Origin of the sequence: Chitinophaga deserti, from assembly GCF_003149455.1 — a bacterium.
Lineage (GTDB): Bacteria > Bacteroidota > Bacteroidia > Chitinophagales > Chitinophagaceae > Chitinophaga > Chitinophaga deserti.
This window is the reverse complement of record NZ_QFFK01000001.1, coordinates 762626-774955: the sequence shown is the minus strand read 5'-3', so window position 1 is coordinate 774955 and position 12330 is coordinate 762626. Positions and strand designations below refer to the sequence as shown.

The following is a 12330-nucleotide window of genomic DNA, read 5'->3' as shown; positions in this document are numbered from 1 at the left end:
TCCGTCAAAAAAATTCAGTTCATGAAAATTTAACAGGTGACTTTATTAAAAATGTTTACTTTTACTATTCAAAAGTTAGCATTTATAAACACAGTCACATGGCTATATCTACCCGCTCCTTCACAGTAAACGGCAAAACCTACACTCCGCCAGCCCGGCCTGTAGTGGTTATCTGCCTGGACGGCTCTGCCGACGAATACCTCGATATTACGCTTGCGCACGACCGCATGCCCAACCTCAAACAAATGACCCTTGCCGGCTACCGCGGTATGGTTCGTGGGGCACTGCCTTCGTTCACCAACGTAAACAATTCCTCTATTGTAACCGGTGTTACCCCGGCCGTACATGGCATTTGCGGGAACTTCTTTTTTGATACCGACAAGCAGGAGGAAGTAATGATGAACTCTGCCGCTTACCTCCGTTCCGAAACCATCCTCGCCGCCGCAGCCAATGCTGGCCGTAAGGTGGCGGTAGTAACCGCGAAGGAAAAACTGCGGGATATCCTCAGTCATAAAATGACCGGCATCGCCTTCTCTGCCGAGAAAGCCAACCAGGCCCAGGAAGCCACCCATGGCATCGGCAATGTGGAAAGCGTGCTCGGCTTGCCCACTCCGGCCATTTACAGCGCGGATGCGAGCCTTTTTGTGCTTCGTGCAGGTGTGGCCCTCATCGAGAAAGGCATGGCCGATTTCCTCTATCTCTCGCTTACTGACTATATGCAGCATACTTATGCTCCGGAAGATGGTCCTTCACTGGCCTTCTACGAAGCAATCGACCATGAGCTCGGAAGGCTCCTGGCTGCCGGTGCGGTTATCGGCGCTACGGCAGACCATGGCATGAATGCCAAGCAGAAAGCAGACGGAACGCCGAACGTACTCTATATCGAAACCATGCTCACCGAAAAGTTCGGGGATGGCTTCCGGGTGATCTGCCCCATTACTGACCCTTACGTGAAACACCATGGCGCACTCGGTTCCTATGTGGCCGTACATGTGCCGGAGAATGTAAGTGAAGGCGATGTGGCTGCATGGCTGCAGGCTCAGCCGGGTATCACCGAAGTGCATAACCGCGATATGGCCGTGCATTTACTTGAACAGCCGGCCGACCGTATTGCCGACCTCGTGGTACTCAGTGCCCGCGATGTGGTGGTAGGGCGTACACCTGCGCATCACGACCTCACTGCGCTCGACTCAGGCCTTCGTTCGCATGGCGGCCGGTACGAGGAAATGGTGCCGCTGCTCATTTCGCACCCGCTTACACCGGCATACCGCAGCAAAGCCGGCGGCGACCCGCGCAACTTCGACGTATTCGATTTCACCGTTAACGGTACTACCCTCAACTAATACCCCTGTTTATGTCACATACCATCGCACCAGACGCCACTTTATCCCTGACCGGTTATATCGCGGGGCGGCCCGTTACTTCCGCACAAAAGCTGGAAGTGCGCAGCCCTTACAGCGGCCGGCTTTCTGGCACGGTAACGCTGGCAACACGTAAGGATACAGAAGCCGCCATTGAGGCGGGCCTTTCTGCCAGTGTGAAGCAAACCCGCTACGAGCGTTATGCTGTGCTGGATAAGGCACGGCAGCTGCTGGAAGAGAAGAAGGAAGAATTTGCACGCCTTATCACTTCAGAAGCCGGCCTCGCCCTCCGCGAAGCACGCTATGAAGTAGGCCGCGCACGTGATGTACTGCATTTTGCAGCGATAGAAGCATTGAAAGACGACGGGCAGATCTTTTCCTGCGACATTTCCCCGCAGGGCAAAGCCCGTAAAATATTCACCACCCGCGAGCCGCTTACGCTCGCCGTGGCCATCACTCCGTTTAACCATCCGCTGAACCAGGTAGCACATAAAATTGCACCGGCCATTGCCACCGGTACACCCGTTATCCTGAAGCCTTCCGAGAAAACTCCGCTTACCGCCATCCGTTTTGTGGAGTTGCTGTATGAAGCAGGTTTGCCTCCGGCTATGCTGAGCGTGCTGCTGGGACCTACTGCAGAAGTGGCGGAAGTGCTGGTAACAGATCCCCGCGTGGAACTCGTTTCCTTTACAGGCAGCGTGGCAGTTGGTAAGCTGATCGCCAAACAGGCAGGCTACAAGAAAGTAATCCTCGAACTGGGAGGGAATGATCCCCTCATTATCCTGGAAGATGCGGATATGGACCTCGCCGTTACCCTCGCTGCCGAAGGTGCTTACCGCAACTCCGGCCAGCGCTGCACTGCGGTGAAACGCATATTGGTACAGGAAAGCATCCATGATGCGTTTGTGGAAAAGCTGGTAGAGAAAACGAAGGAATACCTTGCCGGTGATCCTGAGTTGCCAGAAACTCGCGTTGGTACGGTGATAGACGAGCCTGCTGCGAAGTACCTGGAAGATGTGGTGGTGAAAGCTGTGGCGCAGGGTGCCAAAGTACGCATCGGCGGCCGCCGCACCGGCGCATTGCTGGAGCCTACTGTTATCACAGATGTGCCCCGCGATGCACAGATGGTAGTGCAGGAATCTTTCGGCCCACTGGCGCCTGTTATGAAAGTGAAAGATCTTGAAGACGCAGTAGAACTGGCCAATGGCACAGCCTACGGCTTATCTTCCGGTATAGTTACAAAAGACATGGAGAAGGCGCTTTACGCGATTAAGAATCTCCGCATGGGAACGGTTAACATCAACGAAGTACCGGGTTACCGGATCGAAAGCTCGCCCTTCGGCGGCATTAAGGATTCAGGACTGGGTATCAAGGAAGGTGTGATCGAAGCCATGAAATGCTTTACATATGTGAAAACATTTTCCCTGCCCTGGTAGGGTACTCTTTTAATGTTTGTATGAGGCGGCCACGGATTTCCGTGGCTGTTTTTTTTGATGGATACGGTAAATTAAAAAGGCGCTGTCCCGGTACGGGAGCGCCTTTTGCATTTACTGTGCTGTTTAATGGTTATTTGGAGGTGGCGGTTTGTTTTTCCATGATCTCGCCAATGGCATGTACGAGCGCACTCACATCTTCCGGGAATATCTGGCCGATGTTGCCAATACGGAAAGCATTGGTTTTGCTCAGTTTGCCGGGATAGATAACGAAGTTGCGGCTGCTGAGTTGCTGGTAGAAGTCTTCGAAATGGAAGTTAGGATCGTTCGGGTAAAGGAACGATGTGATAATGTGTCCCTGAATTTCGGGGCGGAGATATTGCTGAAAGCCAAGGGCTGCCATTCCGCTGTCGAGCGTTTCCTTGTTTTTGCGGTAGCGCGCTTCTCTGGCAGGGATGCCGCCTTCTTCCTCCAGTTCCCGCAGCGCCTGGCGGAAAGCCATGATGCTGAGGGTGGGCGGGGTGAAGCGGAATTGTCCGTTTGCTTCCAGGCCATTCCATTGCTCGTACAGGTCGAGGCTAAGGCTGCGGGCCTGTCCTTTCGTTTTCAGTAATTCCTTTTTCTCTGCGATGATGAAAGCAAAGCCGGGGATGCCTTCAATGCATTTGTTGGAAGAGGAAACCAGGTATTGAATGTTTGCCGCGCGCATATCGAGTGCCACGCCGCCGAAGCTGCTCATGGCATCTACGATAAATGTTTTGTTATGTTCCGCACAAATAGTTCCGATCTCTGCTATGGGATTGAAAAGGCCGGTAGTAGTTTCGCTGTGGATGCAGGCCACGTGTGTGATGCCTGGCTGCTGCTCCAGCTGGCGGCGTACTACAGCGGGGTCGGTGATTTCATCTTCTTCAAAGCGGATAACGGTATGTGGCAGTTTGTGGATCGTACACATTTTAACGATGCGCTCGCCGTATGCACCGTTGGAAAGTACGAGCAGGTGGTCGTTTTCTCCGATGGCGCTGCTGATCACGCTTTCCACGCCAAAAGTACCTGAGCCCTGCATCAGTATGGTCTCATATCCTGCAGCCTGCGACACATGTGCCAGGGCCAGCAATTCGTCGCGGATCTGTTGCACGGTTTCTACGAATGCGGCATCGCGCGAACCCATGTCTTCCATGGCGGCGGCTTTAACGGTGCGGGAGGTAGATAATGGTCCTGGCGTGAATAAAAGCTTCTTCATAAATGTATTGTAATGTTATGCAGTTTGGGCGCCGGAGGCTCGGGTTTATCCCACAGCTTGCGGAGGCCGTGTTTGCGGTTGAAATATACGAAAGCAGTAACTAAAAGCGCGAGGCATACGAAGCACAGCAGGTAGCTGAACTGCATGAGTACGCGGCTCCAGCGGAGGTCTTTCATAAAGAACTCGCGGTAGAGCAAAAGGCCCACGCTGCCGAGGTATCCTACGGCATCGCAGCCATATACAAAAAAGCCGGCATTGGCTTTCATCTTAAACAGAGCAATGAGCCGCTCGAACACCGCTACCTGAATGGGGATGTATGCGAGGAAGAGCCCTGTGCCCAGTGTCAGCATCCAGCTGTAAGGGCCTATGGCATTCCGGTGAAAGAGCATGGTGCTGGCCCCGGTCATGAGCAGGCCAAAGGCGATAAGGCCCAGCGTAGCCCAAAGCCCGCGGATGTTGTTGCGGATCAGGGAAAGGGAGGAAACGCAAACAACTACGATCACGGTGGATATTAATTCTGTTTGCGCGAGGATGCTTTTGCTCCAGTGGTGGCCGCTGATCTCGTTCCATATCTCCACACTGAAGTTGTCGCGGAAATCGCGCAGGGTGGTGAGCAGGCAATAGATCAGTAAAATGCAGATGAGGCCGGGCCAGAAGTTGCGGATGATATCAGATTTATCGCCCGGGCCCATAGGGGCGCGTTCTGCACGGAGGAGGCGGTCAGTTTCTCCCGGAGCGGGTATCACGGAAAGCATCCAGATAAACAGGCAGGTGAGCGGGAGGAAGATAAGGCCGATAAGGAAAGGCATCCAGAATTCGGACAGTGCCGGGAGCAGACTGTGTAATTCGAGATAGATGGTTTTGAGGATACCGGAAGCAGCGATAATGGAGATACTTAACCCCATACCGAGGATTTCCGTGAAGCGCCGCCCTTCCAGGAAGCTGAAGATAACGCCCCATACCATGCCCAGCGGCAGGCCGTTCAGGAACAGGAACATAAAATTATAGGGGTAGGGTACCAGTGCAAAACCCAGTAAGGCCAGCTCTGCAAAGAGGATCAGGCCCGCTACCAGCCGGATGCGCTTATTGGGCTGCAGCTCGGAGATAATCTTGATACCGGCGAATTTAGAGACCATATATCCTAATACCTGTGCAATGATCAGCACGGTCTTATATCCCAGCCCAAACAGGGTTAGCCCTTCATACAGCCCGGTATTGAAGGGTTTGCGGAATGCATACATGCAGAAGTAGGTGCCGAAGGAAGCCAGCAGGCACCATACGATAAAAAATAAGCCCGAGGGCTCTTGTAGCCTTTTGGTGAACATAGAACGGTGTGTTTAGTATAGCCAACCTTGCACCATCTTTGTGTTTAATATTTGTAAATTATAAAATTTCTTTAAATTCGGGAAAGATTCCACGAAACTTTTTTGAAGAATCAAGAATTATCCACGTAGATAGGCCCTAGAATTGCTACTCGACAAAATTCGCCCGTTTAGGGCGACCGGAAGAATTTGCCACGTTAAGGAATTATTATTTTAATATTTCTATACTATTAAATTTAGCCATACTTAACATTTCGTTTAAACAGACTCCCCATTTTTGTTTCGCTAACGCTTAATCCTTTCCTTTATGCAACACGTTTTACAACCACTTCTCAGGGTAGCGCTGCTGGCGCTTGCCCTTGCGCTGCCATGTGCCGATGCATGGGCGCAACATCTGGTTTCGGGCAGGGTCGTGTCCGAAGATCAGCAACCAATTCCAGGCGTCACCGTTAAAGTAAAAGGCGCCAACACCGGCTCCGTTACCGACGGCGACGGCAAATTCTCCCTCCGCTGTGCTTCCGACGCAGTATTACAGTTTACCTCCCTGGGGTTTCTCACAAAGGAAGTACCCGTCAACGCACAGGCTTCCATCAACATCACCCTCGCCACCGACAATAAGTCGCTGGATGAAGTGGTAGTTACTGCCCTCGGTATCAAAAAGGAAAAGAAAGCCGTGGGCTTCTCCGTTCAGGAAGTAAAAGGGTCCGACATGGTGAAGGCCCGCGAGCCCAATGCCCTCAACTCCTTATCGGGTAAAGTATCGGGCCTGCTCATCGCTTCCAGTTCCAACCTGTTCGGCAATCCCGAAATCCGCCTCCGCGGGGTGAGGCCCCTCATCGTGGTAGATGGTGTGCCTATCAGCTCCGACTCCTGGAACCTCAGCCCGGACGACATCGAAACCTACTCGATCCTGAAAGGCCCCACCGCTTCTGCGCTCTATGGCTCGCGTGGTGTGAACGGCGCTATCCAGATCACCACCAAACGCGGCACAACCGGTACCCGTGTGGAGTTCAACCTCAGCAACCAGCTCCAGGCAGGCTACAACGCCATCCCCGAAACCCAGAACGATTACGGTCCGGGTGATTATGGTGAATACGCCTTCGGTGATGGTAAAGGCGGCGGTATCAACGATGTGGATTACAACCAGTGGGGCCCTAAGTTCAATGTAAAAGATCCTTCTACCGCCAGCGGCTGGAAAGAACTGCCGCAGTTCGACAGCCCGATTGATCCCGCCACAAACAAACCCATCCCTACCCCCTGGCTGCAACGCGGCCCCAATAACCTCCGCAACTTCCTCCGCAACGGTTTCCTTTCCACTGCCAACGTGGCCCTCTCTTCCCGCAACGAGAAAACAGACATCCGCCTGTCTGCATCACACACCTATCAGCGCGGCCAGGTGCCCAATACGCATGTGAACATTACCAACGTAAATGTGGCCGGCGGCGTGAATCTTACTGACCGTTTGCGTGTAGATGTTACCGTGAACTACAATAAGCAGTACACGCCTAACTTTCCTAACCTGGCATATGGCCCCAACAGTTTTATTTACTACCTCACCATCTGGGGTGGAGCCGACTTCGATGTGCGCGATCTGCGTAACTACTGGCAGCCCGGTAAAGTAGGGATGCAGCAGTATAACTTCGAATACTTCCGGTATAACAACCCCTGGTTTATTGCCAACGAATGGCTGCGCGGTTATTATAAAGACGATGTGTATGGCTACGTTTCCGCCAACTACAAAATCGCGAAGAACTTCAACGCCATGCTGCGTACGCATATCAATACCAACAACCTCTACGAAAGCAATAAGCTGCCTTACTCCGCCGGTGCCTACGAGGCTAACCTGAAAGGTAAGTACCGCGAATGGTGGACGTATAATTTCGAGAATAATACCGACTTCCTGCTCACATACGATAAGGACTTCGGCCGCCACTTCGAGCTGTCGGCCCACGCAGGCGCCAACCTCCGTACACTCAACACGCGCAATATCTATGGCGAAACTGCGGATCTGCTCATCCCCATGTGGTATAACTTCGAGAATACAAGCGAGCAGCGCAAGCCCACCAACTACACCGCTACCAAGCAGGTGGGGAGCGCCTATGCAGCAGTGGACCTCGCTTACCGCAACTACCTCTTCCTGGGGCTTACCGGTCGTATGGACAGGTCTTCCACCCTGCCTATAAGCAATAACACGTACTTCTATCCTTCGGTATCACTGAGCGGTATAGTGTCTGACATGGTGAAGCTGCCCGGCTTTATCAGCTTCTGGAAAGTGCGTGGTTCCTGGGCGCGTGTGGGTGGTGATCTGGATCTCTATTCCAACATCGCCAACTATTCTCTCGGTACCCGCTGGAACAATATGCCATCGGCCACCTATGCAGATAAGATCTTCAACGACCAGATCGAGCCGGCCTTCAGCTCATCTGTGGAAGTGGGAACAGATATGCGCTTCCTGAAGAACCGTATCGGGTTCGACCTGAGCCTGTACCGTAGTGTGGATGGCCCCCAGGTGTTTGATAACCCCGTATCCGAAGCATCGGGCTATACCGCTAAAAAGCTGAACGGCCTGAAGTATGAGCGCCGCGGCGTTGAGGTTTCCGTGATGGGTACGCCTGTATCGTCAGGGAAATTCAAGTGGGAACTGTTAGCTAACTGGACTACCTATAAGCCCATCCTGAAAGAGATTTACGGCAACCAGCAGAAGCTGGGGAACATCAAAGTGGGAGAGCGTTCCGATGCTTATTACACCACTGATTTCTACCGTTCTCCCGATGGTAAGATCGTGTATGGCACCAATGGTTTGCCGGTGCGCGATCCCCTGCCGAAGAAAGTGGGCTATTTCACACCCGATTGGTTTGGTGGCCTGAGCAATACGTTTACGTACGTCGACTGGCGGGTTACCTTCCTGTTCGACGGGCGCGTGGGCGGTAAAACACTGAACTATGTAAACAAGAAACTCTGGGAAGGCGGCCGCCATCCGGGAGCAGGTGTTCCTGAAAGAGAGAAAGACGCACTCCGCGATCCTGTAACCAAGAAGCCCATTCCTCACTGGACGGGCGATGGTGTAGTGGTAACAAAAGGCGAACTGAAGCGTGATGGTGATGGTAATATCATCTCCGATACGCGCGAGTTTGCGCCCAATACCAATAAAACAACTTTCCAGGACTGGGCTTACAACCTGAACGGGGCCGATATCAGCAATATCATTGATCAGACTTTCGTAAAGCTCCGGGATGTATCCATCACTTACACACTGCCGGCCAGCAAGCTTACACGTACGCCGTTTAAATCAGCCAATGTATCGCTGGTAGCGCGTAACCTGATGTATTTCACGAAGCACAAGAACATCGACCTCGACCAGTTCATCGAAGGCAATAACGGTTTGCAATCGCCTTCCGTGAAAAGCTATGGCGTGAATCTCAACTTCTCCTTCTGATCCTGAAAACTAACGACATGAAACACTTAGCTAACATTATCATATGCGCGGGACTGCTGCTGGGTGCAGCATCCTGTAAGAAATTCGATAGTCTGCAAAACAATCCAAACAAACCCACCGTATCGCCCCCGGCGCTGTTGCTGACAGGTGTGTTGATTGATCTGAAGGAAAATCCCTGGGATCAGGCACAGCGCGAAAACCAGTTCTGGGTATCTAACTTCGACTATTACGCCAGCCAGGGTTATAACTGGAGTTCTACCAGCATGCGTTACGGGGCGCTTCGCAACATCCAGAAAATGGAGGAAGAAGCTAACCGCCTAGGTGGTGATGAAAACAAGCCATACCTGATCATTGCCAAATTCCTGAAAGCCTGGTGCTACCTGGATATGACGATGAAGTTCGGCGATATCCCCATGAGCGAGTCCATGCAATCAGGGGCAGATAATTTCACCCCGAAGTACGATGCGCAGAAAGATGTGTTCCGCCAGATATTACAACTGCTGGAAGCATCCGGATCGGAAATGAAAGCATTTCTGGATGCGGCCAAGCGTAACAAGATCAGTGGCGACTTTATGTTCGACGGGGATCTGGACAAATGGCACAAGCTGATCAACAGTACCCGTTTGCGCGTACTGATCAATCTCAGCAAGCATGCAGATGATGCTGACCTGCAGGTGAAAACCAAGTTTGCTGCCATCGTAGCCTCGGCTGCTAATTTTCCTGTTATGGAAAGCAATGCGGACAATTACCAGGTAGTGTTCAACGGCAACATCCAGGACAACCGTTACCCGCTCGGCCCCTACAACCGTGGCTTCGACCGTGGCCGTAACAATATGGGCGCCACCTACCTCGATTCACTGACTGCTTACCGCGACCCTCGTACGTTCGAGATTGCGGAACCCGTAGATACTGCCAAAACCAATAACGTTCCCGGCTACGCTACCCGCTTTACTTCTTACAAAGGCGGCCGCACGGGCGATGTACTCAGCGATCTTTCTTCGCAGAATGCTAACGGTTATTTGTCTTACGGCAACGAGCGCCGTTACTGGCAAACAGGCAGTGGCGAACCCTGCATTCAGCTGGGCTTCCCTGAAACCTGCTTCAACATCGCCGAAGCTATCCATCGCGGATGGGCGCCGGGCAATGCGGAAGACTGGTATAAGAAGGGCATCAAAGCTTCCTTTGCTTTCTATACCCTGAACGAGCAGGTGTTTAACGACTGGTACGCCGCCACGCCTAAGGCGCAGTACAAGGGTAATAATGCGGAAGGGCTGAAGCAGATCCTCCTGCAGAAGTACCTCGCGTTTTTCATGAACTCCGGCCGCCAGGCGTATTATCAATACCGCCGCACAGGCATCCCGCAATTCGATATCGGGCCTGCCAATGCCAATGGTGCGAGGATCCCGAAACGCTGGCTTTATCCACAGCGGGAGTACCAAACAAATAACGATCAGGTAAAAGCTGCCATCCAAAGACAGTTTGGTGGTACCGACGATATCAACAGCGAAATGTGGTTGATTAAATAAACAGTGATTAGAATCGACGAAAAGGGCTGTCTTCGGACGGCCTTTTTCGTTTTTACAATTATCAATATAAATATTTCAATTGTGCAGCTCCATTGCCACATCCCAGCTTCTGTCTAATCGCTCTCCTGTAAGCTTCCAGATATAGGGTAAATAGCTGCTGGAAGGCGGCAGAATTCATATATGTCTAGGGTATATCTAGCCTATATCTAGGGTATGTTTAGGGTATGTTTAGCCCTAATAAGGGGCTAGATATACCCTAAACATAGGCATGTTATATGCCGGATAAAGGCTAGTTATATATCAGTATACAAGCTATTGTCAGGCTGGTTAGGATAAGTCTGGCAGGGGGCAGGAACGGGATTAGCGGGAAATTAAAAGGCCTTCCGTAGTGGAAGGCCTTGGGTTTATGCGGTAACTGCTCTGGCGTCTGGTGAGCAGAATTTATGTTTGAGATGTTCCGGCGGGGGGAAGATGTGCGGGTGAAAGAGGTGGGCGAGCACTTCCACACCATCGGTGAGGGTGCTGGCGCTGGGCTGGGTAAAAAGGTCGTAGTCGGCCAGGTGAACTTCGTTGTTACGTACGGCCTGCAGATTTTCCCATCCGGGTACTTTGGTAACAAGGTCGAGCTCTTCGAGGGAGCGGCCTGTAAGGAAGCCGCAGGGGGCAATAACGAGCACTTCAGGGTCGTAACGGAAGATCTTGTCCCAGGGGGTAACGATGGAGTCGCCCGCCGGGTTAGACAGCATATCTACCCCGCCTGCGTAGGCTACCTGGTAGGGGATCCAGTGGCCGCAGTTGTAAACGGGTGCCATCCATTCCATGATCATCACCCGGCGGAGGGGGGAGCGGTGCTGGCGGAGGCGGTCTGTCACTGCATCCAGTCTTTGCTGGAGTGCGGTCACATAGTGGAAAGCGGCAGCTTCTTCTCCCATCGCGCGGCCAATGGTAATGGCGCACTGGAATACATCATCGAGGTTATTAGGGCTGAGGCTCACCAGCTGCGGCTGCTTTGGCAGGTTATGTACGGCCTGCTGCGTGCACTGGGTATCTATCTGGCAAACTTCACAAACATCCTGCGTGAAGATCACATCGGGAGCAATGGTGGCCAGCAACGGTTCATCTACGTAATAGAGGCTTTTACCCTGCGCTTTGGAGGCGGAGAATATACGGTCTATCTCTTCGCTGCTGTATTGCTTGCCTTCCAGTACGCACCTTACCACGCGCTGCTTTTCTGCCAGTGCGGCGGGCGGGCACTCGAAGGTGATACCATCCAGCAGGTGCTGGAGGTTCATATCATAAATCATCTGTGTGGCGGCGGGGAGGAAGGAACTGGCAATCATTTGCAAAGCTGTTGTGATGGGTGAAAATAAAAAGGCCGGTTTGAGGCCGGCCTTTTCGAATATTTACCGTGCGGAAAGCGCCGGGATCCTGTTTTCGAGCCATGAGAATAATCCGAAGAAGATTCCGCTGTACACGAGGTTAGAGATCAAAGTGTTTTTGATGAAGGGAAGGCCAAGGGCGTAGCACTTCATCAGTCCGGCAAAATCCCTGCTGAAAGGCAGGCCGGTAGTGATATCAATACTGGAGGGGCGCATAAAGGTGCCGAAGTCAACGATGAGCCAGTATACCAGCGCTGCAATTACAGAACCGGCGATAACAGGTAGTGCTTTCACGTTGCGGATAACCAGCTGGCCAACCAGTACCATAGCGGCAAAGCCGATATAGTTCCAGTACCATCCTTCAAACAGGAACCCATCCGCATATGCAGCATATACTGTTTTCATCATGATCACATCGCTGAGGAAGAGTGCGAGTAATGGGAAGAGGTAGCTTTTCCATTTATCGGCAAACATGGCGCCACCGAAGAGGGCCATGGCTCCCAGCGGGGAGAAGTTGGAAAACGGTGTGATATTGCCTGCGGCAGTTACCCGGAGGATGCCGCCGGCTACGATGAACAGCAGCAAAACAATAAAGCGCGGCTGGATTTGTTTGATAGACATAGGTCAGTTTTT

Annotated in this window: 8 protein-coding genes; 4 read left to right on the top strand and 4 right to left on the bottom strand. The window is 52.3% G+C overall.

Annotation, left to right across the window (positions count from 1 at the left end; all coding sequences use genetic code 11):
- Positions 1-98 precede the first annotated feature (98 nt).
- On the top strand, positions 99-1343 hold the full coding sequence (gene phnA, locus DEV76_RS03035) for a phosphonoacetate hydrolase (protein ID WP_109694932.1): 1245 nt from the start codon (positions 99-101) through the stop codon (positions 1341-1343).
- A gap of 11 nt (positions 1344-1354) precedes the next feature.
- On the top strand, positions 1355-2797 hold the full coding sequence (gene phnY, locus DEV76_RS03030; protein ID WP_109694930.1) for a phosphonoacetaldehyde dehydrogenase: 1443 nt from the start codon (positions 1355-1357) through the stop codon (positions 2795-2797).
- Between the two features lie 130 nt (positions 2798-2927).
- Here the strand turns inward: phnY and DEV76_RS03025 are convergent, their stop codons facing one another.
- Together DEV76_RS03025 and DEV76_RS03020 are read right to left on the bottom strand one after the other, a co-directional pair.
- Positions 2928-4034 carry a 2-aminoethylphosphonate--pyruvate transaminase gene (locus DEV76_RS03025; protein WP_109694928.1) on the bottom strand — a complete coding sequence of 369 codons (1107 nt, stop codon included), beginning with the start codon at positions 4032-4034 and terminating at the stop codon, positions 2928-2930.
- Positions 4031-5359, bottom strand: coding sequence for a DUF5690 family protein (locus DEV76_RS03020; protein WP_109694926.1), 1329 nt, complete (start codon positions 5357-5359; stop codon positions 4031-4033). Before DEV76_RS03020 ends, DEV76_RS03025 begins: the two co-directional genes overlap by 4 nt.
- A gap of 304 nt (positions 5360-5663) precedes the next feature.
- Here DEV76_RS03020 and DEV76_RS03015 point away from each other — a divergent pair, with 304 nt between their 5' ends.
- Entirely contained in the window at positions 5664-8792 is a 3129-nt protein-coding gene (locus DEV76_RS03015) for a SusC/RagA family TonB-linked outer membrane protein (protein ID WP_109694924.1), read from the top strand.
- Between the two features lie 17 nt (positions 8793-8809).
- Entirely contained in the window at positions 8810-10318 is a 1509-nt protein-coding gene (locus DEV76_RS03010; protein ID WP_109694922.1) for a SusD/RagB family nutrient-binding outer membrane lipoprotein, read from the top strand.
- A 404-nt stretch (positions 10319-10722) separates the two neighbouring features.
- Here DEV76_RS03010 and DEV76_RS03005 read toward each other — a convergent pair whose 3' ends face one another.
- Both DEV76_RS03005 and DEV76_RS03000 read right to left on the bottom strand, forming a co-directional pair.
- On the bottom strand, positions 10723-11658 hold the full coding sequence (locus DEV76_RS03005; protein WP_109694920.1) for an ABC transporter substrate-binding protein: 936 nt from the start codon (positions 11656-11658) through the stop codon (positions 10723-10725).
- Positions 11659-11721: 63 nt separating this feature from the next.
- Entirely contained in the window at positions 11722-12318 is a 597-nt protein-coding gene (locus DEV76_RS03000; RefSeq protein WP_109694918.1) for a DUF6580 family putative transport protein, read from the bottom strand.
- Positions 12319-12330 lie beyond the last annotated feature (12 nt).